Annotated in this window: 15 protein-coding genes; 7 read left to right on the top strand and 8 right to left on the bottom strand. The window is 72.3% G+C overall.

From position 1 onward, the window contains the following. The first annotated feature begins 67 nt into the window (after positions 1–67). Entirely contained in the window at positions 68–949 is an 882-nt protein-coding gene (locus NHL51_RS12135) for a hypothetical protein (protein ID WP_434144136.1), read from the top strand. Here the strand turns inward: NHL51_RS12135 and NHL51_RS12130 are convergent. Then, positions 939–2,615: an ATP-dependent helicase gene (locus tag NHL51_RS12130; RefSeq protein ID WP_434144135.1), complete on the bottom strand. Its 1,677-nt coding sequence runs from the start codon at positions 2,613–2,615 to the stop codon at positions 939–941. The two genes, NHL51_RS12135 and NHL51_RS12130, sit on opposite strands and share 11 nt — an antisense overlap. Further along, a complete protein-coding gene (gene nudC / locus NHL51_RS12125; RefSeq protein ID WP_434144133.1) occupies positions 2,608–3,519 on the bottom strand; it encodes an NAD(+) diphosphatase in 912 nt (303 codons plus the stop codon). Before nudC ends, NHL51_RS12130 begins: the two co-directional genes overlap by 8 nt. A 102-nt stretch (positions 3,520–3,621) precedes the next feature. Here nudC and NHL51_RS12120 point away from each other — a divergent pair, with 102 nt between their 5' ends. Beyond that, positions 3,622–4,902, top strand: a complete 1,281-nt coding sequence (locus NHL51_RS12120) for a phosphotransferase (protein WP_434144132.1) — start codon at positions 3,622–3,624, stop codon at positions 4,900–4,902. On the opposite strand, the gene NHL51_RS12115 is transcribed toward NHL51_RS12120, so the two are convergent. Then, positions 4,860–5,816, bottom strand: a complete 957-nt coding sequence (locus NHL51_RS12115; RefSeq protein ID WP_434144130.1) for an EamA family transporter — start codon at positions 5,814–5,816, stop codon at positions 4,860–4,862. The genes NHL51_RS12120 and NHL51_RS12115 overlap by 43 nt on opposite strands. A 78-nt stretch (positions 5,817–5,894) precedes the next feature. On the opposite strand from NHL51_RS12115, the gene NHL51_RS12110 reads away from it, so the two are divergent. Next, entirely contained in the window at positions 5,895–6,800 is a 906-nt protein-coding gene (locus NHL51_RS12110; RefSeq protein WP_434144129.1) for a LysR family transcriptional regulator, read from the top strand. On the opposite strand, the gene NHL51_RS12105 is transcribed toward NHL51_RS12110, so the two are convergent. Both NHL51_RS12105 and NHL51_RS12100 read right to left on the bottom strand, forming a co-directional pair. Next, positions 6,797–10,186 (bottom strand): ATP-dependent DNA helicase, encoded by a 3,390-nt coding sequence (locus NHL51_RS12105; RefSeq protein ID WP_434144127.1) that lies wholly within the window; start codon positions 10,184–10,186, stop codon positions 6,797–6,799. The genes NHL51_RS12110 and NHL51_RS12105 overlap by 4 nt on opposite strands. Positions 10,187–10,209: 23 nt before the next feature. Further along, positions 10,210–13,431, bottom strand: a complete 3,222-nt coding sequence (locus NHL51_RS12100) for a PD-(D/E)XK nuclease family protein (RefSeq protein WP_434144125.1) — start codon at positions 13,429–13,431, stop codon at positions 10,210–10,212. A gap of 144 nt (positions 13,432–13,575) precedes the next feature. On the opposite strand from NHL51_RS12100, the gene NHL51_RS12095 reads away from it, so the two are divergent. Further along, entirely contained in the window at positions 13,576–16,308 is a 2,733-nt protein-coding gene (locus NHL51_RS12095) for a penicillin acylase family protein (RefSeq protein WP_434144124.1), read from the top strand. A 161-nt stretch (positions 16,309–16,469) separates the two neighbouring features. Then, positions 16,470–16,697 carry a DUF3107 domain-containing protein gene (locus tag NHL51_RS12090; protein WP_434144122.1) on the top strand — a complete coding sequence of 76 codons (228 nt, stop codon included), beginning with the start codon at positions 16,470–16,472 and terminating at the stop codon, positions 16,695–16,697. 139 nt (positions 16,698–16,836) lie between these two features. Here NHL51_RS12090 and NHL51_RS12085 read toward each other — a convergent pair whose 3' ends face one another. Beyond that, entirely contained in the window at positions 16,837–18,222 is a 1,386-nt protein-coding gene (locus NHL51_RS12085; protein WP_434144121.1) for a bifunctional phosphopantothenoylcysteine decarboxylase/phosphopantothenate synthase, read from the bottom strand. Positions 18,223–18,308: 86 nt separating this feature from the next. Between NHL51_RS12085 and NHL51_RS12080 the strand changes: the two genes are divergently transcribed. Further along, the gene (locus NHL51_RS12080; protein ID WP_434144120.1) at positions 18,309–19,226 is read left to right on the top strand and encodes a GmrSD restriction endonuclease domain-containing protein; all 918 of its coding nucleotides are present in this window, start codon (positions 18,309–18,311) and stop codon (positions 19,224–19,226) included. Positions 19,227–19,250: 24 nt separating this feature from the next. Here NHL51_RS12080 and NHL51_RS12075 read toward each other — a convergent pair whose 3' ends face one another. Together NHL51_RS12075 and NHL51_RS12070 are read right to left on the bottom strand one after the other, a co-directional pair. Further along, the gene (locus tag NHL51_RS12075; protein ID WP_434144119.1) at positions 19,251–20,537 is read right to left on the bottom strand and encodes a 23S rRNA (uracil(747)-C(5))-methyltransferase; all 1,287 of its coding nucleotides are present in this window, start codon (positions 20,535–20,537) and stop codon (positions 19,251–19,253) included. Between the two features lie 17 nt (positions 20,538–20,554). Next, positions 20,555–21,274, bottom strand: coding sequence for a ferritin-like fold-containing protein (locus NHL51_RS12070; RefSeq protein WP_434144118.1), 720 nt, complete (start codon positions 21,272–21,274; stop codon positions 20,555–20,557). 145 nt (positions 21,275–21,419) lie between these two features. Here NHL51_RS12070 and NHL51_RS12065 point away from each other — a divergent pair, with 145 nt between their 5' ends. Further along, on the top strand, positions 21,420–22,955 hold the full coding sequence (locus NHL51_RS12065; protein ID WP_434144116.1) for a DEAD/DEAH box helicase: 1,536 nt from the start codon (positions 21,420–21,422) through the stop codon (positions 22,953–22,955). Positions 22,956–23,010: the final 55 nt, after the last annotated feature.

Raw genomic sequence — 23,010 nt, 5'->3', positions numbered from 1 at the left:
TCGCGGATTTCTCGGATCCGGCTGTGGATAACCTACGGACATCGGTTTTCTCGCGCAGACTCGAGATATGACCGAGATCACCCGCATCGACCCCGACCTCCCGCTGTGCTGGGAAGACGCCGATACCGTGCGCATCGGCTTCGAGCGCGCTGCAGCACGTATCGTGCGCCCGCCGGCTGCGGTGCAGCGCCTCCTCGGCGCGCTCTGCACCGGCATCCCGACCCGCAAGCTGCGCGAGGAAGCGCGCAAGCGCGGTGTCTCACCTCGCGATTACCGCGACCTCATGTCCGCGCTCGGACCGGCCCTGCGGCGCGAGCGCGCGCTGCGCGGCGGCGGCGCGCAGGAAGGCGCTCCGCCGCGCCTGCGCCTCGTCGTCTCCGATGAGGGCCGGGAGGCGCCCGGATTGCGCACCGTGCTCGGCGCGCTCGAGCACTGCGACGTCGATGCCGAGGCCCGGGCCGAGAAGTGCGATCTCGTCGTGCACGTCGAACGCTACCTCGAGCCGCTCGAACGGGCCCAGCGCTGGCGGGCGATGGGCGTGCCCCACCTGCTCCTGCGCTTCAGCGACCGCGTCGTGCAGATCGGGCCGATCGTCGAGCCCGACGGGTCGCCCTGCCACAGCTGCGTCTCGCTCGGGCTCGTCGCGCGCGACCCGGCCCTCCCCGTGCTCGCGATCCAGCTGCACGGGAAGGTCCCGCGCAGCGAGACCGCCGCGGCGAGCGAAGCGGCGGCGGCCTACATCTCGAGACTGGTCCGCGACTGGCGGGCGGGTGCGGCGGCGGCGCGGCGCACCCGCTGGGTGATCCCTGTCGTGCACGGCCGGCCCGTCGGCCCCGCACGGGAGGAGTCGGTGCCGCCCCACCCGGGGTGCAGCTGCCGCGACCCGATCGAAACCGATTTCGCCTCAGGCGGGGCCGGCGCAGCCGAAGCCGCCCCCGTCAGGCGATGATGCCCGACTCCGAGAGGAAGCGGGACGGCTCGCGCGGCGTGCGGGCCCCACCGGCGACGCCGGAGACGCGCAGCGCATCCCGCGCACGCGTGAAGGCGACATAGGCGAGCCGGCGCTCCTCCGCGATATCCTCCTCGGTCTGCGCATGGGCGATCGGCAGCAGCCCCTCCGTCATCCCGACGAGATGCACCAGCGCCCATTCCAGCCCCTTCGCCGCATGGACGGCGCTCAGCGTGACCGCGTCGAGGGTCGGCTCGTGCTGCGCCTTCTGGCGCGCCGTCAGCTCGTCGGCGAACTGCGCGATCCCCGTGCCCGTCGGCATCTCGTCCACGAGGGAGAGCAGCGCCGAGAGCGCCTCCCATTTGTCGCGTTCGGCGGCGCCCTCGGGCGCCTGCGCCGTCCAGCCCAGCACGCGCAGCGCGTCGCTCACGATCTGGAACAGCGGACGGTCGTCGGCGACCTTCGATTCGCCGCGGATCAGCATGACGGCCTGCCGCACATCGGCGCGGTCGAAGAAGCGCTGCGCCCCGTGCACCCGCACCGCGATGCCGAGCCTGCGCAGCTGCTCCTCGAAGCGCGCGGACTGCGAGTTCGTACGGTAAAGCACCGCGATGTCCGAGGCCGGAGTGCCGGCGGAGATCGCCGCGGCGATCGACTCCGCCACCCCCGCGGCCTCCTCCTGCTCGGTGGCGAACCATTCGAACTGCGGCTTCGCGCCCGGCTCCTCACGGGTCGCGCGCAGGTGCAGCGCACCGGGCCGGTCGCGCATCAACCGGTTCGCGACCCGCACGATCGGCTCGCGCGAGCGGTAGTTGCGTTCGAGCCTGATCTGGCGCGCCTGCGGAAACTCGACGCCGAACCGCAGCAGGTACGAGCTCGACGCCCCCGTGAACGAGTAGATCGTCTGGCTCGCATCGCCGACCACACAGACGTCATCGCGGTCGCCGAGCCACGCCCGCAGCAGCGCGTGCTGCAACGGCGATACGTCCTGGTACTCGTCGACCGTGAAGAACCGGTAGCGCTCCCGCACCTGCACCGCCGCCCGCGGCTCGGTCTCGAGCATTCCGGTGACGAGCACGATGACATCCTCGAAGTCGATCTGCCGGCGCTCCTCGAGCAGCTCCGTGTACCGGTGCTGCACATCGACCAGCTGCTCGCCGGTGAGCCCGACCGGGATGGCGCGCGCATCGATCGCATCGGCGTACGCGTCGAGGCTCAGCATCGACACCTTGCGCCACTCGATCTCGGCCGCGACATCGCGCAGCGCCTCCGACCCGAGGCGCAGCCCCATGCCCTCGACCGCCTGCGAGACGGTCGCGACCTTGCCCGGCAGCACCTTGGGCGCGAGACCGCCGACCAGCTGCGGCCAGAAGTGGCTCAGCTGCGCGAGCGCCGCGCCGTGGAAGGTCTGGGCGCGCACGCCCTCGGCGCCGAGGCCGCGCAGCCGCCCCTGCAGCTCCCCCGCGGCCTTCCTCGTGAACGTGACGGCGAGCACGCGCTGCGGGTCGTAGACGCCGCTGCGCACGCCGTGGGCGATGCGGTGCGTGATCGCGCGCGTCTTGCCGGTGCCCGCGCCCGCGAGCACGGACACGGGCCCCCGCAGGCTCTCGGCGATCTCGCGCTGCTCGGGGTCGAGCGCGTCGAGGATCCCCTCGGTCTCAGTCACCCTCTGCGACCCACCGATCGAGCAGCCAACGGGCGATCGAGGTACCGGCCGGGAGCGTGATGCCCGGGTCGGGGGTGCGCACCTGGTCGCGGGAGAACCAGCGCAGCTCGGAGATCTCGGTCGGGTCGGGGACGAGATCGTCGGGATCGGCCCCCGGTGCGAGCCGCGCTCTGAAGCCGATCATGAGCGACCGCGGGAACGGCCAGGGCTGAGAAGCCTGGTACTCGACCGCGCCGAGCCGCACACCGGACTCTTCGAAGACCTCGCGGATCACCGCCTGTTCGAGGGACTCGCCGGCCTCCACGAACCCGGCGAGCAGCGAGAATCGTCCGGTCTCCCAGAGCGTGTTCGAGCCGAGGAGCACTCGGTTCTCGTGCTCGATGAGCACGATGACGGCCGGGTCGGTGCGCGGGAAGAACTCGCTGCCGCTAGCGTCGTGCCTGGCCCAGCCGCCCTGCACCGCGAGGGTCGCGGCACCGTCGCGCGGCGAGAACGCCGCTGCTTCGTGCCAGCGCAGCAGCGCCGAGGCGACCGCGACGAGCTCGCGGTCGATCTGCGAGAGCCGGGCGCCCGCCTGGAAGGGGTGCATCCATTCGGCGCCATCGGGCAGCACGGTCGTCTCCGCCGCGAGTTCGGCGAACACCGGGGCACCGTCGCGGCGCCCGAGGTACACGTGCCCGATGGAGCCGTCCTCGCGCGCCGGCGCGTACCGCCCGTCGGTCTCAGCGAGCACCAGGCCGAGGCCGTGCGCGCCGTCGCCGAAGACCGGGATCTCGAGACCGTGCAGCCGCAGCACGCGGGCGGCCGGGTCGGCCCAGGCCGCGAGCAGCCCGTCCTCGCTCATCCGCGTCGCCGCGTCGCGGTCGAGCAGTCCACTTGCGAACGGTGGCACGTCCACTGTCATCCGGTTCTTCTCCATCCGATCGCTCGGTCGTCCATCGGCGCGGTATCGGGGCGATGCGCGTGGCGCGAGGGCTCCCGCAGCACTGATGCATACGCTGAGTACATGGCCAGTATCCCCTTCACTCTAGCCGCGCTCGCGACGTCGGCGGTGCCCGGCCTCGAGGTCCTGAGCGTCGGCCCCCACGATGAGGACACGGCGTATGCCACCGCTGTCATCGACACGGATCGCGGCGAGCTGCTGGTGCGCGTGCCCCGCAGCGGGCCGGCCGAGGTGCGCCAATCGGCCGAACTGCTCGGCCTCGCGGCGCTCACCGAGGGGTCGCGCGCGCTGCTGCCGTTCTCGGTGCCCGAAACGCTCGGCATGACGCGAGCGGGCGAGACACGCGCCGTGGTGTCGACGTCGCTGCCCGGGCTGCGGTTCGCGGTCGAGGATCTGGCGGAGGACGCGATCCTCGTCCCCGAGATCGCGAAGGCGCTGGCGGCGATCCACGATCTACCCACGACGATCGCGCATCACGGCGGGCTCCCCGTGCGCAGCAGCCGCGAACTGCGCGAGCAGGTGGGCCGGCTGGTCGAGCGCGCGGAGGGCACGCGCCTGCTGCCGCAGACCGTGCGGGAGCGGTGGATGTCGGTGCTCGACAGCAGCGAGGTCTGGGATTTCGCGCCCACGATGGTGCACGGTTCGCTCGACGCCGCGCAGCTGCTCGTGGCCGACGACGTCATCGTCGGCATCGAGGGCTGGTCGGAGTTCGGCACCGGCGACCCGGCCGTCGATTTCTCGTGGCTGATCGCAGCTGGCGCGGGGGTGTTCGAAGCGGTCGTGCCGCGCTACGGCAACCTGCGCAGCGCGGGATCGCTCGCCTCGCTCACCGTGCGCGCCCGGCTCTACCGCGAGCTCGAGGTCGCCCGCTGGCTGCTGCACGGCGTCGAGGCGCACGATCAGGAGGTCGTCGACGACGCCGTCGCGATGCTCGACCGGCTCGTCGACTCCCTGATCTCGGTGCCCGTCGCCGCTGCGTCGCGGCCGACGCTGAGCGAGCAGGAGGTCGAGGCGATGCTCGAGGAGACCCCCGAGGTGGTCGACCATCTCTCGGAGACCGCGGCGTACGAGGCGCTCGACGAGGACCGCATGTTCGGGGTCGAGCAGGCCTTCGTCGAGACCGACGCCCCGGACGGCTCCGGGACGGGCGCAGACGCAGGGGCGGGCGGAGGCTCCGAGGAGTCGGGTGCCGAGGCCTCAGAATCCTCGGCCGACGCGGAAACCGATGTCATGCCCGACATCCAGCAGCACGACGACGCGTCGGAGCACGCATCGGCCGCCGCCCCGGACGATGCTTCGGATCACCCGACCGAGCCCATCGGCGACGAGGATCTCCCCCGCTGAGCCGACCGGGCCGCCGAGGAGGGCAGCTGGCCGGCGAGCATCGCGACGAGCGCGAGGGCGAAGCCGAGGAGCTGCACGGGAGTGAGGGATTCTCCGGCGATCGCGGCGCCCAGGATCGCGGCGACGAGCGGGGACAGCAGGCCGAGCAGCGCGGTCGCGGTGACCGGGAGGCGTCGGATGCCTGCGAACCAGATCGTGTAGGCGACGAGCGCCCCCGCGATGCCGAGCCACGCGTAGCCGAGCCACGCGGCGCCGTCGATGTCGGGCGGTACCCCGTCGATGAGCAGCGCGGGCAGGAGGAGTACGAGACCGGCGGCGGCGAGCTGCCATCCCGCGAGCGATATCGGAGAGACCCCCTCGGGGCGGCCCCATTTCTTCGTGAGCACGACCCCGGTGCCCATCGACACGGCTCCGGTGAGCCCGGCGATGACGCCGACGGGAGACATCGCGGCGTCGGGCCCGAGGACGACGAGGGCGACACCGCTCATGCCGAGCACGCCCCAGCAGACCCGCCGAACCGACAGCCTCTCGTGCAGAATCACCACGGCGAGGAATGCGACGACAATGGGCTGCGCGGCCCCCAGAGTGGCGGCAACGCCGCCGGGGAGCTCCTGGGCCGCGACGAACAGCAGCGGGAAGAATGCCCCCATATTCAGGGTGCCGAGCACGAGGCTCCGCCACCACCAGGCCCCGCGCGGCAGCTGCCGAGCGATGAGCAGCGCGATCGCCCCTGCCGGAAGCGAACGCATCATCGCAGCGAACAGCGGATGCCCCTCGGGCAGCAGGTGCGTGGTGGCGATGTAGGTGGTTCCCCACACCATCGGCACGATCGCGGTGATCGCCGTCCACGTCGCTCGATTCGGGGAGGCGCCCGGAGCTCTCTGCGATGCCGGGGCGGGAGTCGTGATGCTCATGCACTCATCGTCGGGCCACTCGCCTCATGTGTCCAATAGATTGTTGCCATATCAATGATGCATTGAGACCATAGATGCATGGAATTGCAGCAGCTGCGGTACGTCATCGCCCTCGCAGAGGAGATGAACTTCACGCGCGCCGCCGAACGGTGCTTCGTGGTGCAGTCATCGCTCAGCCACCAGGTCAAGGCGCTGGAACGCGAGCTCGGGGTCGCGCTGTTCGCCCGCAGCAGCCGCCGCGTCGAGCTCACCGCCGCCGGTGCAGCGTTCGTAGCGCAGGCACGGGCGAGCCTCGCTGCCGCCGAGCGGGCCGTGTCGGACGCCGCCGCGGCGAACGGACGCATCCGTGGAACCCTCACCGTCGGGGTCATCCCCACCGTGACCGCGATCGATATCCCCGCCGGCCTCGGGCGATTCCATCGCACCCATCCGGAAGTGCGGATCAGACTGCGCGGAGGCGGCAGCGACGAGTTCATCGCAGCAATCCGCGCGGGCCGAATGGATGCCGCCGTCCTCGGCCTCCCCGACAGCACGCCCCCGATAGGCGTGAACGCACGCGTCCTGGCCCGTGAACGCCTGGTCGCTGTCCTCTCCTCCGCGCACCGACTCGCACGGCGACGACGGCTGCGGCTGGTGGATCTCGCCGACGAGGTATTCGTCGATTTCCCCGCCGGCACCCCGGGCCGTGCGCCTTCCGATCTCGCGTTCCATGCGGCCGGAGTGCGTCGCGACGTCGCATTCGAAGCGATGAGTACCGATCTCATCCTGGACCTGGTCAGGCAGGGCCTCGTCATCGCCCTGCTCTCACCGGCCGTGGTGCCGACCGGCGCCGACGACCTCCGCACGATCCCTGTCGCCGGAGGCCCGACCCGTACCGAATACCTCGCGTGGAGCGCATTCAATCCCGCACCGGCAGCGCAAGCGTTCCTCGACATGCTCCGCCCTCCCGCGCTCGACGGGGCCCGGAACGACGCGGCGCTCTAGGCGGGGCTCTGCAGGCGATGCGCCGCCTGCAGCCACGCCTCCTCGAGTTCGGCGAGCGTGCACAGTTCGCCGCCGCGCAGCTCGACCCCCTCGGCGACGTAGAACAGCGAGACGTCGATGCGCTCGGGGGCGACGCCGGCCCACTGCGCGTACGCGTGCCGGTACAGGTCGAGCTGGAAGAAGCGGGTGGCGCGCTCGCGCTCGTTCCGGGGCGACCGACCGGCCTTCCAGTCGACGACCTCGTAGCGCTCCTCCCCGGCCTCGTCGCGGTCGAGGTAGACGGCGTCGAGCTTGCAGACGAGGGTTCTGCCGGCGAAGGGCAGCGTCACCTCCTGTTCGACGGCGATCGGCATGCGGCCCGCCCAGCGCGACCGCTCGAACTGCTCGATGAGCGGTTCGAGCTCGCGTTCGGTTTCGAACTCGGCGATTCCCGGATCCCACTCCTCCGGGTCGTAGCCGAAAAGGGTCAGCGCCGTGCCGGCGGCCGTGGTCGCCCGGCGTTCGACCCACTCGTGGAAGCGGTTGCCGATGCGCGTGCGCCGGTACGGGCGCTGCGGCACGGGGCGCAGGCGCCCCCGCTCCGCCTGCTCGGGATGCTCCACGAACTCGTGGAACGTCGATGCGGTGATGCGTTCGGGCAGCGCCGCGGCCTGCGCCGCGCCCTGCGCATCGCGCTCGGCGAGCAGCAGGCGCACCGTCTCGTCGATCGGCGCGTCGGGCCGCGCCGGCAGCGCGAGTTCGCGCCGCACCGCCTCGGCGGCGCGATGCACCGGCCGGGCCCGGGAGCCGAGGGGGTCGAGCGGCCAGCGGAGCGTGAGCTCCTCGACCTCGGACGGGTCGGTCTCGTGCGCGCTCGCTTCGGGCAGCCCTGAGATGACGCCGGATTCCTCGAGCTCGCGCAGGTAGCGCGACGGCGGCCGCGGCTTCGTCTGCCCCGCCCAGAACGAGCCGCTCAGCAGCAGCCGACCGGCCGAACGGGTCACCGCGACGTAGGCGAGTCTGCGCTCCTCCTCGGCATGCCGCTCCTTGAGGGCCTCCCGGTACTCCGCGATGCGATCGCGCAGCTCCTGCTGCGTCGCCGCGATCCGCCAGTTGAGCTCGGGGCGCGCGGCCGCATCGCCGCGCAGTTCGTCGGGCAGCTGCCCGCTGCGCAGCCAGCCGGCCCCGCTGCGCGAAGCGCCGGGGAACTCCCCCTCGACGAGCCGGGGCACTGCGACGATGTCCCATTCGAGCCCCTTGGAGCCATGGGCCGTGATGAGCTGCACCGTGCCCGGTGCCGGGGCGGCGACGCGTTCGGCGACCTCGTCGGCCTCGGTCGCCCGCTCGATCCATTCGAGCAGCGACGGCAGCGTGCCCCGCGAGTCGACCGCGAGATAGCCCTCCACGAGCTCCGAGAAGACTTCGAGATTGTCGAGGGCGGCGGCTCCCCCGTCGTGGCCCCGCGCCTCGTTCGCCTCGAGCTCGATATCGAGACGCAGCGCGTGCACACAGGCGGAGATCAGTTCGCCGATGTCACCGCCGACGCGCTGGCGCAGCGCCGCGAGCATGCGGCCGGCATCGCGCAGGCGCTCGACACCGACCCGGCTGATGCCGGCGAGCGCGCGGTGCTCCGGGTCCTTGATCGAGACGATCTGGTCGAGCGCGTCGATGAGCGTGAACCGCCGGTCGGGGTCGGGCAGCACGCTGTCGGCGCGGCGATCCTCTTCGCTGAGGCGCCGCAGCGAGAGATCTCGTTCGGCGAACCAGCGCGCCGCATCGCGCAGGCCCGCGATATCGGCGACGCCGATGCGGAACCTCGGCCCGACGAGCAGGCGGATGAGGTCGCCGCCCGCATCGGCGTACCAGATGCAGCGCAGAGCGCTGACGACATCGGTGACCTCGGGCGTGGTCAGCAGGCCGCCGAGCCCGACGATGCGGTTCGGCACGCCCGCCTCGGTGAGCGCGGCGGCGAAGGCCGCCATGGGGCTCCGCTTGCGGAAGATCACCGCGGCGGTCGGGAGCTCGCCGTACTCGCGGAGGTGCTGCTGCCGCGCAGCACCCATCCACTCGGCGAGCCGCTGCCGCTCCTCGTGCACCGTTTCGGCGAAGAGCCATTCCACGTCTCCGGCCGCGGCACCGGGCCGCGGCCGGAGCTTCGGCACGTCGATCGCGGCGTCGGCCGCGAGGGGCGCCGCGATCTCGTTCGCGGCGCCCAGCACCGCCTCGGGGTTGCGCCAGCTGGTCGAGAGCGTCAGGGTCGCGGGCGCCCCGGCTTCGGTCGTCCGTCCGCTGCCGGCGGGCTTCCGGCCCCGGAAGTCCTGGTGGAACGACTGCAGCCCCTCGGCCGAGGCACCGCGCCAGCCGTAGATCGACTGATGCGGGTCGCCGACGGCCATCACGGCGGCACCCGCGAAGATCTTGGCGAGCAGTCGCGTCTGCCCCACCGAGGTGTCCTGCACTTCGTCGAGCAGCACGACCCCGTATCTGCTGCGCAGCAGACGGGCCGCTTCGGGCGCCCGTTCGAGGGTGCGGGTGGCGAGGGCCAGCTGATCCGAGAACTCGATGAGGCCGCGCCGCTGCTTCTCCGCCGCGTACTCCGCTGCGAGACGGGTGATCAGCGGAGTCTCGCCGAGGTGCGCCACCGCGTCTCGCACGGGAGCGTAGATCTTGCCGCTGCGCTCGCCGTGCAGCTCCTTCTCGTTGTAGGGCAGCCGGATGACGCGCCCGAACTCCTCGACGACCTGCTCGACGCGGGCGAGCGAGGTGAGATGGTCTGACACGGAATGATCCATGCCGATCACCTGGCGGATGAGCTCGGGGGTGCGCAGTTCGCTGTCGCGGAGCCCGGCATCGGAGCTCGCGAGGATCACTTCGCGCGCCACGCGCCACGCCGTGGCCTCGTCGATCACCGCCGCGCCGGGCGGAATGCCCGCGGCGGTGCCGAACTCCTGCAGCACCCCGGCGGCGAAGGCGTTGTAGGTGCTGACGTCGGGCAGCGCGAGGCCGTCTCCGAGCTCGGCCGCGAGCCCGGTCGCCCGCAGCGCCTCGGGCTCCGTGAGTAGGCCCCGCTCCGCCGCATCGATCAAGCGCGAGCTGAAGGTCTCGAGGCGGGCGACGATGCGGTCGCGCAGCTCTCCTGCGGCCTTCCGCGTGAAGGTGAGGCCGAGCACCCGCTCGGGGGCCACGAGCCCGTTGGCGACGAGCCACACCACACGGTTCGCCATCGTCTCGGTCTTGCCGCTGCCGGCTCCCGCGACGACGAGCGCGCTGCCCTCGAGCCGGTGCTCGATGACCGCGCGCTGCTCATCGGTCGGCGCGAGCGGTGCCTTGCCCGGCTCGGCCAGCAGCTCCGCGATGCGCGCGGCCGAGAACACGATGTCCTGCCTGCTCCCCCGTTCCGATGTCATGCGCGTTCCGTGCTCCGTTCCGTTCATGCGCGGCTCACCGCCCGGATGATGTGCAGGCGGCAATCGCCCGGCTGGTGCGGGTCGGAGCAGTGGTGCTCGACCCGCGCCGTGAACGCGCCGGCCGCCATGACCTCGGCGATCTGCTCGACGCGCGCTTCGAGCTCGGCGCCCGCTGCTACGGAGAGGGGCTGCTGCACCCGTTCGACGAACTCGGCCTGCTTCGTGGCGTCCGGGTGCACGTACAGCAGGCGCGCCCCGCCGCTCGCCGCGCCCTCGTCTGGCGGATCCGCCAGGTCGAACGCTCCCCGCGAGACTCCGAGCTGATAGGCCTGCATCTGCACGTGCTGCTCGGCATCGGCCTTGCTCGGCGGGGTGCGCCCCGTCTTGAGGTCGAGCACCGTCACTTCGACCCCCGACGCGGTACGGCGCTGCTCGAGTCGATCGGCCATGCCCCGCAGCTCCGCCCGACCGATCTCGATCGCGAAGCCCGTCTCCCGACCGATGAGCTCCCGGTCCGATGCATCGAACTCGCGCAGATAGGCGGCGAGACCGTCGGCCATCGCGGCCGCCGTGCGGCGCGCCCGCTCGGCCTCCCATTCGGCGTCGAACGGCAGCTTGCGCCACTCGCTCATGATCGCGGCGAGCAGCTCCTCGGGGTCGTGGCCCTGCGCCGTTTCGAGCGCGTGGTGCACGAGCGTGCCGATGCTCGCCTGCACGCTGCCCGTACCGCCGCCGAGCACGGAGACCGCCCAGTTCAGCGGGCACTGCTCCGCGGCTTCGAGGCGCGACGGGCTGACCGGGATGCGCGCGTCGCCCGCGTAGAGCGGCGCGTCGGTGCTCGGCGGCAGTACGCCGTACCATTCGTCGGGGTGCGCGCCGGGCACCGCCTCGCGGGCGAGCTCCGCGAGCGAGGCGAGCGCCTCCGCGTCGAACTCCTCCCCGTCGTCGAGCGAGGTGAGCCGTCGCCGCATCTGGGCGGTCGCCCCGCGCAGGGTGAGGCGAGAGCTCGGCAGACCATGGACGAGATGGTCGCCGCCGAAGGCGAAGAAGGGGCTCGGGTGGTGCTCGTCGTCGGCGATCGCCGCGACGAGCAGTTCGTCGCGGGCGCGGCTCACCGCCTGTGCGAAGAGCCGCAGCTCGTCGTGCACCGTGTCGCCGCGCGAGGCGGTCGTCGCCTCGCCCCCGCGCAGCCAGCGCTCGAACGCCACGGTGCCGAGCAGCGAGCCGCGGGAGCGGAGGTTCGGCCATGTGCCGTCCTGCGGGCCGACGATCGCGACGAACGAGAACTCGCTGCCGACCGCGCCCTGCGGCGTGGTGACCACGACGGCGTCGCGCGCCGCGGAGCGGGCCAGCGAATCCTCGGGCACCGCGCTCTCGAGCAGCTCGCCGAGTATCTCGCCGATCGGTCGTTCGCTGTCCTGCTCCTCGTGGCGCTGCAGCGCGAAGAACAGCCCCAGCACCGCATCGAGCGAGCGATTCGCCTCGTCCGAACGCGCCCCGCGGCCTGCGAGCGCTTCGTCCTGCCAAGGGCCGGCGAGCTTCGTACCGTCCCACAGCGCCCAGAGGGCCTCGCGGGGCGTGCCGCCGGCGCGGTGCACGGCGGCCCCGGCTGCGGCGATCGTCCCGATGCGCCGCAGCGCGCGCCCGCCCGAGCTGTCGACCGCGGGCTCCGCACCGGGGAAGCGGAAGGCGTCGAGCACGAGCTCGTCGACGTCCCGCGCGTCGCGCTCCTCGTCGCGTGCCTCGCGCCGCTCCTGCATCATGAGCGCGCCGCGCAGGCGACGCACCGCCACGGGGTCGAGACCGCCGATCGGCCCGGCCAGCAGTTCGAGCACGTCGTCTGCCGCGATGGGGTGCAGCCCGATCGCGTCGCGCAGCAGGGCGATGAGGTCGCGCACCACGCGATGCTCGCGCAGCACGATGCCGCCGGCCGCCACTCCGGTCGGCACCTGGTGCAGGGCGAGCCCGCGCGCGATGCGCGAGGCCTCGGAGCGCGACCGGCAGATGACCGCCATCTCGCCCCACTGCGTGACCGGGCCGTCGAGGCCGAGGCGCCGGCTGCGCAGGCGGTGCGCGACCGTGCCCAGCTGCTCGGCCGGCGACGGCGCCCGCACGAAGCGCACGATCGCACCGTCGCGCTCATCGGCGCCAGCGCTCGCGCTCGCATCCGCATCCGCCGCGACCGCCGCGCGCTGCTCACCGGCCGCCGCCGCCCCGACGCGCGACGTCAGGCTCGCGACGAGCCCGCGCAGCGCCCCGCCGTGCCGATGCACGGTCCCGAGCACGCCGAACTGCTCATGCGCATCGTGCGGCCCCGGCGATCCGGACGAAGCCGGTGCTCCGCGGCGTTCCAGCTCCGCAGCGAGGTTCGCGAGCGCGCCGGTGCGTTCGCCGTGGAAGGCCGAGGTCGCGATGTCGGGGTCGCCGAACACCCAGACCCGGCTGCCGGCGGCGGCGCAGGCGGCGAGCAGCCCGAGCTGCCCCTCGCCGAGCTCCTGCGCGTCGTCGACGAGCAGGAGACGCGGCGGGCGCACCTCGCCCGCGCGGAGGGCCCGCGCGGCGGCCCGCAACAGCGCGCTCGCGCTCAACTCGTCCGGGTGCTGATCGGCACGGCGCTCCTCGGTGCGTTCGATCACGTCGAGGGCCGAGAGCCACAACCCGACGAGCGCCTCGGGCGGCGCCGACGAGAACGCGTCGGCCGTCGCAGTGCCGGCGAGTCGGCCGAGGTCTGCGCGCACCTGTGCAGCGTCGAGGGCGAAGTCGTCGAGCACGCGCGAGAATTCGCGCAGCTCCGCCCGGAACGCCGCAGTGCGCAGCACCTCGCCCGCGATCCCGCCGAGCTCCGGGGGCGCGGCCGCCGGGCTCCCCTCGACGAGCTCTTCCACCACCGAGGCGATGATCTCGTCGTGCAGCGTGCCCGTCATGAGCCGCGGTGCCGTCGCATCCGTCCGGGCCGCGGCCTCGGCGAGCACCGTGAACGCGAGCGACGCGGGCGTGCGCGCCGGCACGCCGCCGATGGCGCGCTGCACACGGTGTTCGATCGCAGCGCGCAGTTCCGAGGCGGGCCGGCGCCCCGGGGCCACGGCCAGTACATCGTGTTCGCTCCAACCCGGCAGGTCGAGCGCGCGGGCGGTCATCTCGATCAGCACCGCGCTCTTGCCGGTGCCCGGTGCGCCGAGGATGCGGGCGTGCCGGGTCGGGTCGAAGGCGAGCACGGCGGCCTGCGACGGGTCGGGTCGGATCATGATTTCAGCCTACTGAGCACCGCCGACATCGCGCTCCCGGCCGGCGACGGGCGGCATCCCGCCCGCCCACGCGGCGCTGCGCCCGCACCGGCGCCATCACTATGCTGAAGCCTGACGGTCTGCAACGGAGCAGGAGGAGCCGAAGTGCACAATCGCGCCACAACATCGAATCGTTCGACCACCCCGCCGCCGACCGCGCCGCGCGGGCGCCGGGGGCGCCGCCTGCGGCGAGCGCTGCTCGGTCTGCTCACCGCGATCGTGGTGATCGCCGTGGTGGCGACGGGGTTCGGCGTGTGGACGGTGCAGCGGGCGTTTCCGCAGACGGAGGGCCGCATCGACGTGGCGGGTCTCGAGTCTCGGGTCGATGTGCAGCGCGACGCGCTCGGCATCGCGACCATCACCGCCGATTCGAGTCACGATCTCTTCTTCGCGCAGGGCTTCGTGCACGCGCAGGATCGCTTCTGGGAGATGGATTTCCGGCGGCACCTCACGAGCGGCCGGCTCGCGGAGCTGTTCGGGGAGTCGCAGCTCGGCACCGACAAGTTCTTGCGCACCCTCGGCTGGCACCGCATCGCCGAGGAGGAGGTCACGGCGCTGCCCGCGGAGACGCGCGCGTACTACGAGGCCTATGCGGCGGGAGTGAACGCGTATCTCGCGGAGCGCTCGGGCGGGGCGCTGTCGCTCGAGTATTCGGTGCTGGCGCTGCAGCATGCGGGCTACGTGCCCGAGCCCTGGACTCCGGCAGATTCGGTGGCGTGGTTCAAAGCGATGTCGTGGGATCTGCGCACGAACATCGAGGACGAGACGGCGCGGGCGCTGCAGGCGCGATCCCTGTCGCCCGAGGAGCTCGCCGAGCTCTACCCGGGGTATCCGTTCGATGAGCACCCGGTGATTCTGGCCGATGACCCGGCGGCAGCGGCCACCACGGCAGCGGCCGGGGTCGCTGGCGGTGACGGGGCGAGGGCGGCACCCGCTCCAGGGATCGCCGAGCCCGCTGCCGACGCGGCCGCTCCGGGGCCGGCGGCGCCCGCGGAGGGCATCGCGGCCGCGATTCCCGATGCCATCCCCGAGGTGCAGCGCGCGATCGCGGAGGTCGACCGCCTGATCGCCGCGCAGGGCGAGGGCGTCGGCTCGAACTCGTGGGTCGTCTCGGGCGAGCACACCGCGACCGGGAAGCCGCTGCTCGCGAACGACCCCCATCTCGGAGCGGCCCTGCCGTCGGTGTGGACGCAGCTGCAGCTGCGCTGCCGGGTCGTCGACGAGAGCTGCCCGTTCGATGTGGCGGGCTTCAGCTTCTCGGGGCTGCCGGGCATCGTCATCGGGCACAACGACCGGGTCGCCTGGGGCTTCACGAACCTCACGACCGACGTCGCCGATCTGTACGTGGAGCGGGTCGAGGGCGACGGCTACTGGCGCGACGGAGAGAAGGTGCCGTTCGAGACCCGCACCGAGACCTTCTCGGTCGCCGGCGGCGAGGAGGCGCGGATGGAGGTGCGCGAGACGGTGCACGGGCCGATCGTGTCGGGCTTGACGCCCGACTTCACTGCGATCGCCGAGGAGCCGCGGGTAGGCACGACGTCGGGCGCCGCGGAGACCGGGATGGACCCGTCGGCGGGCGCGACCGGTGCGGCCGTGCTGCCGCCGGGGGAATTCGCGGTGAGCCTGCGCTGGACGGCGCTCGACGCGGGGAGCACGGCGGAGGCGGTGTTCCTCATGAACCGGGCGCGGGGCTTCGACGACTTCCGCGCCGCGGCCTCGAAGTTCGACGTGCCCGCGCAGAACCTCGTCTACGCCGACCTCGACGGGAACATCGGCTACCAGGCGCCGGGCCGGCTGCCGATCCGCGGCGCGGGCGACGGCTGGATGCCGCAGCCGGGCTGGGACAGCGCCTACGACTGGCGAGGGTTCATCCCATTCGACGAGCTGCCACGGGCCTACAACCCGGAGTCCGGCTACATCGTGACGGCGAACAACGCCATCGTGAACGACGACTACCCCTACTTCCTCAGCCGCGACTGGGACTACGGTTTCCGGGCGGCGCGCATCGTCGAACTGCTCGAGGAGCGCATCGCAGAGGGCCCGGTCGACTCCGCGGACATGACCGCGATCCAGCTCGACAATCGGTTTCCCGCGGCCGACGCGCTGCAGCAGGCCGCTTCGGGCATCGACAGCGCCGACCCGACGACCGCGCAGGCGCTGCGGCTGCTGCAGGGCTGGGACGGGCAGAACGACGCCGATTCGGCCGCCGCAGCGTACGCGAACGTGCTGTGGGAGCGGGTGACCGACGCGATGGTGCGCGCGGTCGGCGGCGAGGACGCCGATGGCGCCGCAGTGATCCCCCGCGACGACCAGGGGCGCTTCGCTCTGTTCTTCGCGCAGCAGCTCGCCGACCCCGGCAGCCGGTGGTTCGGCGACGACCGCGACGCGCTGCTGCTCCAGGCCGCAGAGGCCGCGAGCGCGGAGCTCGCGGGGTTGCAGGGATCGAACCCCGATCGCTGGAACTGGGGCGGGCTGCACGCGCTCGAGCTGCGCAACGGCACCTTCGGAGAGAGCGGCATCGCCCCCGTCGAGGCGCTCTTCAACCGCGGGCCGTACCCGGTGGGCGGCGGCCCGAGCATCGTGAACGCGACCGGGTGGACGCTCGGAGAAGGCTACGGCACCGTCACCGTACCGTCGATGCGCATGGTCGTCGATCTCGCTGCGTGGGATGCATCGACCTGGCAGAACCTCACCGGTCAGAGCGGTCACGCCTTCAATGCACACTACGTCGATCAGACGGCCGGCTGGGCGAGCGGCGAGCCCTCTCCCTGGAACTATTCGAGGACGGCGGTGAGCGCCGCCGCCGAACGGACGCTGATCCTGCGGCCGACCGGGTAGCGGGCGGTGCGCTGCTGGCGAACGACCGGCCGTCGACCGGCGGCGCGCACCGCTTTCGCCTCTAGACTCGGTATCGGCACGGCCGGTACCGGCGACTGCCGGGCACCGACGCGCGCCGCAGCTGCGGCACCGCGCCGGCCCACGATTTGAGGAGGACATCCGTGGAAGTACGCATCGGCATCATTCAGTCGCCCCGCGAGATCAGCTTCGAGACCGATCAGCCGGCCGATGAGCTGCGCGCGGTCGTCGAGTCGGCGCTCGCCGAGGGCAAGCAGCCGCTCGTGAGCTTCACCGACACCAAGGGCAAGCAGTACCTCGTGCCGACCGCCTCGATCGCCTACCTCGAGATCGGCGGCGACAGCAGCCGCAAGGTCGGCTTCATCAACTGACCGTCACGGTAGCCGCCGGCTGCCGAGCACCCCTGCTGAAGGGCGAGAAATCTGACCGTGCCACAGGCATCGGCCCGTTTTCTCGCCCTTCGGCGCCTCTGTTGCACGCCGCAGGCCGACGCTCAGGGAGCGGGCCGCCTCACGACAGCGGGTGCAGGCCGCCGTCGCGCTCATCGACCACCGCGTCGAGCAGCGCATCGGCGGCCTCTCGCTTGCTGCCCGATGCCACGGTGACGAGGTCGCCCGCCGAACCGAGCACGTGCAGCGTGTTCTCGTTCGCTTCGAAGCCTTCGCGCCAACCGACCGCGTTGACCGCGAGCAGGTCGACTCCCTTGCGCGCGAGCTTGCGCCGCCCCCGCTCGAGCAGCTCGCCCTCGCTCTCCACGGTCTCTGCGGCGAACCCGACGATGACCTGCTCGGGCCTCCGCTCGCGCACGAGCGACACGAGGATGTCGGGGTTCTCCACCAGCGCGAGCGTCGGCGCACCGCCCGGCGAATCCTCCTTGCGGATCTTCCCGTCGGCGACCTCGGCGACGCGGTAGTCGGAGACCGCCGCCGCCATCAGGATCACCTCGGCGCCCGTCGCCGCGGCGCGCGCCGCCTGGTCGAGCTCCGCAGTCGTGCTCACCCGCACGGTGCGCACGCCGGGCCTGTCGGCATCGGCGAGCACCGATTCGTCGATATTGGCCGCGAGCAGCACGACCTTGGCTCCACGATCGGCGGCAGCGGCGGCGAGCGCGACGCCCTGCCGGCCGCTCGAACGGTTGCCGATATACCTCACCGGGTCGATCGGTTCGCGGGTGCCGCCTGCGGTGACGAGCACGCGCACGCCGAGCAGGTCGCCGGCCGACGGAGCCTCCGCGGGGTCGGCGGCCGCTGCCGCCTCGAGATCGATGAACCCGGATTCGGCCGCGGCCTCGATGGCAGCAGCATCGGGGCCGGGCCCGATGACCGTCGTGCCGGTGCCCGGCGCGGCGGGATCAGGCGACACGGCCGCCCCGTCGTCGAGCAGCTCGCGCACGCGCTCCGCGATCGTATCCGGCTCGCTCATGCGCCCGGGCCCCGTGTCGGCACCGGTGAGGCGCCCGCTCTCGGGACCGACGAAGTGCACGCCGCGCGAGCGCAGGATCGCGACGTTGTCCTGCGTGGCCGGATGCTGCCACATCTCGGTGTGCATGGCGGGGGCGACGAGCACGGGGGCCCGGGTCGCGAGCAGCGTGGTGCCGAGCAGATCGTCGGCGATCCCTGCAGTCATGCGCGCGAGCGTGTTCGCAGTCGCCGGGGCGACGACGACGAGGTCGGCGCGCTGCCCGAGCGCGACGTGGCGCACCTCGGGCACGTCGTCGTGCACGGAGGTGGTGACGGGGGCCCGGCTGATCGCCTCCCAGGTCGGCTTGCCGACGAAGCGCAGGGCGTCCTCGGTGGGCACGACGTGCACCTCGTGCCCGTCTTCGACGAGCAGGCGAGCGAGCAGCACGGCCTTGTAGGCGGCGATGCCTCCGGTGACTCCGAGCACGATGTTCATGGCTTCATCGTAGCGAGCGGACGGGATCCGGGGCCGGTCGGCGGGCCGGTGTTCTCGGAGAGCGAGGCCGCGATAGACTCTGAGCTATGCCCCGCCTATCCGCCGCACTGCGCGCATGCGGTGTCGCATCGTTCCTCGCGCTGCTCCTGGTGCAGGGCGCGATCGCGGCGCCGGCTGCTGCAGAGGCACCGCCCGAGAGAGCATCGGCGACCGCCGTCGAGGCGCTCGAGACGCTCCCGGTCAAGGGCCGCGCTCCCCGCACCGGCTACCAGCGCACGGAGCAGTTCGGCAAGCGCTGGCTCGATGCCGACGGCAACGGCTGCGACACCCGCAACGACATTCTGCGGCGCGATCTGACCGACCTGGCCATGCAGGGCCGCTGCAAGGTCGTGCTGGGCACGCTGCACGACCCGTACACCGGCGCGACGATCGACTTCGTGCGCGGCGATACGACGTCGGCGCTCGTGCAGATCGATCATGTCGTCGCGCTCTCCGACGCGTGGCAGAAGGGCGCGCAGCAGCTCGCGCAGGAGCAGCGCGTCGCGCTCGCGAACGACCCGCTCAATCTGCTCGCGGTCGATGGCGGCGCGAATGCGGCGAAGGGTGCGGGCGACGCCGCGACCTGGCTGCCGAAGCACAAATCCGCGCGCTGCGACTACGTGGCGCGGCAGGTCTCGGTGAAGGCCGCGTACGGGCTCTGGGTGACGCAGGCGGAGCACGACGCCATGGCGCGCGTGCTCGGCGGCTGCCCCGACCAGCCGTTGCTGGTGTCGCACCTGGCGTCGCATGCCGGCGCAGAAGCCGAGCTCGACGAGGCCGGGGCTCCTGCCGAGACGCCGGTTCCCCCTGCCGAGACCGAGGCTCCGGTCGTCCCTCCGGCTCCGCCCGCATACTTCAAGAACTGCACCGCCGCGCGCGAGGCGGGTGCGGCACCCGTGGTCGAGGGCCAGCCGGGATACGGTCGGCATCTCGACCGCGACGGCGACGGGGTCGGCTGCGAGTAGGCGCCGGGGCCGGTCGCCGCGCCGTCAGGCGCGTTCGAGCAGCACCGCGGCTTCGAGATGCCGCGTGTGCGGGAACATGTCGAACAGCCGCGCCTCGCGCACCGCGAGCGACGGCATGGCCGCGAGGTCGCGCGCCAGGCTCTCGGGGTTGCAGCTCGAGTAGACGACGTGCCGCGACGTCCCGTGCTCGAGCCAGTCGCACAGTTCGGGGCCGATGCCCCGCCGCGGCGGGTTGACGATCACGAGCTCGGGAATCTCGTCGCGGGGCGCCGAGAGGGCGAACGCGGTCGCGTCGGCGGCTTCGAAACGCGCGTCGATGCCGGCGTCGCGCGCGCTCCGCCGCGCAGAGCGCACCGCCGACTCCGAGACTTCGACGCCGAGCACCCGCGGCGCGGCCGGGGCGCCCTGCGATCCGACCGCGCCGGCGGTTCGCCCCATCGCGACCGCGGCGTGCAGGGCGAAGCCGCCGACCCCGCAGTACAGGTCCCAGATCGACGACGGGCCGAGACGCTGGACCCAGGCCGACGCCTGCGCGTACAGCTCGCGCGCGACGGCGGTGTTCGTCTGGAAGAAGCTCTGCGGCAGCAGGTGCAGCGCGAGCCGGCCGCCCGACGCGGCGCTGCCGCCCAAGCCTGCGCCCTCGCCCGGGTCCGTGCTCGAGGCCATATGCAGCGACGATCCGAGCAGCAGTTCCTCGTGCTCCCCTTCGAGCACGGCCTTGTGCTCCGGCAGCAGGTTCACCGACACCACGGCGACTCCGGGCATGCTCTCGCGCAGCTGCGGCAGCCGGGCGCGCAGCACGTCGAGGCCGTGCCGGGTGCGCGTCACGAAGCGGAGCATCAGCTGGTCGTCGGGCGAAACGGTGACGTGCACGAACTTCAGCTCGCCGCGCCGCCGCGGCACGCTGTAGGGCTCGAGACCGGTGCGCTCGATGAAGGCGGCGATCAGCGGGATCGCCGCCCGGATCGCGGGCGCCTGGATGAGGCACTCGCGCAGGTCGACGCCCTCGCCGTCGGGGCCCAGGATGCCGAGGGTCGCGCGGCCCGCGACTCCCCCGACGACGAGCTTCGCCTTGTTGCGGAAGTCCCGTACGGACGACGATGCACCGCCGCCGCCGTCGACGCTCGGCAGCCAGGCCGTCGCCGGCACCTGGGGCAGGAGCTCTCGGCAGCGGCGCTCCTTCGCATCGAGCTGCGCGGCGTACGGCGTTTCGATGAAGGTGCACGATCTGCAGAGCCCCGCCGCAAAGTAGCCGCACTGCGGCGGTGCGAAGCGCAGCTGCTCGGCAGCAGAGGCCGGGGTGCGCGGCATGTCGGTGCGCTCCGAAGTCAAGCCGTCAGGCCCAGGCCGTCCATGCGGCGGATGTGGTCGGCGATCAGCTCGGTGAACACGGGCTCGACCTCGCTCTCGACGAACTCGCGCTTCTCGCTGAGCGAGAGCACGGCACGGGCGACGAGCAGCGTGTCGCCGACGAGGCGGCGGCCCCAGAGCGCGAGCCAGCTCGACAGCTTCGGGTCTTCGGCCAGCGCCTCCTCGAGCAGCCCCTTGAGCTCCGTGCGCCCGGTGTCCTCGCGCAGCAGGGCGACGACCTCGGCGCGGTAGCCGTCCTTCATGCCGCCGGCGAGGCTCGCGAAGAAGTCGTCGAACAGGCCGCCGACGAGGTAGAGCGAGAGCACGTGCTGGTGCCAGTCGACGGTCTCGATGCGCTCGACGTACTCGTCGATGACCGAGCTGAACGGCTCCATGACGGTGTGCGGTTCGTGACCGCGGCGGCGGATCTCGCCGGTGATGCGATGGTGCTTCGAGAGCGTTTCGCCCGCGACGTTCGCGAGGATGTCCTTCGCCTTCAGCGTCGGGGCGCCCGAGACGCCGCGGGTGGCCGCCTCGTAGAGCTCGAGCTGGAGATACGCGGTCAGCCCGAGGAACGCCATGATGCCGGGCGCGAACTCGGCGAGCTCGACCCGCTCGGCATCGTGATCGTCGCCGCCCAGGCGGTGTCGCTGCAACGGCGCGCTCTTACGGCGCAGGCCGCGGATCCATTCAAACACTCTGCCAGCTTACCGTCGGCGGGCGCGGGCGCTGGAATAGACTGATCGCGTACGTACATCAATCACGTCATCGCCGCTGGCGCGGTGGCGGCTGCGCCCCGGTTCGTAATTGAGCGCAGCACTCGAGAACAGAACAGGACCAGGCGTGACGACATTCCTCGAACTCGGGGTCGACCAGGACATGGTCGACGCCCTCGCGAACACGGGCATCCACGATGCCTTCCCCATCCAGGAGCAGACGATTCCGCTCGCCATATCCGGGCAGGACATCATCGGTCAGGCGAAGACCGGTACCGGCAAGACCTTCGGCTTCGGCCTGCCGCTGCTGCAGCGCATCGGCGAGCACCCCGAACCGGGCGTGCAGGCGCTCATCGTCGTGCCGACCCGCGAGCTCGCGGTGCAGGTGTACGAGGATCTCGAGCTCGCCTCGCAGGGCCGCGCGGCGACCGTCGTGCCGATCTACGGCGGCAAGGCCTACGAGGGCCAGATCGAGCAGTTGAAGGCGGGCGCGCAGGTCGTCGTCGGCACCCCCGGCCGTCTCCTCGACCTCGCGAGCCAGCGCGTGCTCGATCTCGGGAATGTGCGCGAGATGGTGCTCGACGAGGCCGACAAGATGCTCGACCTCGGCTTCCTCGCCGACATCGAGAAGCTCTTCTCGAAGGTGCCCGACAGCCGGCACACCATGCTCTTCTCGGCGACCATGCCCGGCACGATCGTGACGCTCGCCCGTCGGTTCATGACCAAGCCGATCCACATCCGTGCGACCGACCCCGACGAGGGCCGCGTGCAGGCGAACATCCAGCACATCATCTACCGCGCGCACTCGCTCGACAAGGATGAGGTCATCGGTCGCATCCTGCAGGCCGAGGGCCGCGGCAAGACCGTCGTCTTCATGCGCACGAAGCGCGCGGCGGCGAAGCTGCAGGAGGAGCTGAACGACCGCGGCTTCGATGCGGCCGCCGTGCACGGCGACCTCAACCAGGATCAGCGCGAACGCGCGATGGCCGCGTTCAAGGCGGGCAAGAAGGACATCCTGATCGCGACCGACGTCGCCGCGCGCGGCATCGACGTCGACGATGTGACGCACGTCATCAACCACACCGTGCCCGACGACGAGAAGACCTACCTGCATCGCGTGGGCCGCACGGGCCGTGCGGGCCGCAACGGCATCGCGGTCACCTTCGTCGACTGGGACGACCTGCACAAGTGGGCGCTCATCGACAAGGCGCTCGAGTTCGGCATCCCCGAGCCGACCGAGACCTATTCGTCGTCGCCGCACCTCTACGCCGACCTGAACATCCCCGAGGGGTCGAAGGGCCGTCTCAAGGCGACTCCGGTGAAGCAGGCCCCCGCGACGCGCAGCGCCGGCGGCCGCACGCGCGGCGGTTCGGGTTCGGGCGAGGCATCGACCGAGGGCGGCGGACGCACGCGCACTCGGCGCCGCACCCGCAGCGCGAACCCGCAGGGCCGCGGGCGGCACGAGACCCACGGCCACGAGCAGCACGGCCACGACACCGAGGGCGGCGGCGAGCCCGGCGCACCGCTGCTGCAGGAGCCCGGCGAGGGCGTCGCCCCGCGCCGCCGGCGTCGGCGCCGCCGCAGCGGCGGAACTGGCTCGACCGGCGAGGGCTCGACCGGCGAGAGCGGCAGTGCCGCGACCGGCGACGCCACGGCGGAGTAGTCGGGAGTCGACAGCAGTCGGGGTGCGGTTCCACCGGAACCAACCGGTCGGACTA

The sequence above is a fragment of the Leucobacter sp. gxy201 genome, assembly GCF_051043335.1.
Lineage (GTDB): Bacteria > Actinomycetota > Actinomycetes > Actinomycetales > Microbacteriaceae > Leucobacter.
Note: the sequence above shows the minus strand (reverse complement) of the source record. Positions and strands in the feature narration are given on the sequence as shown.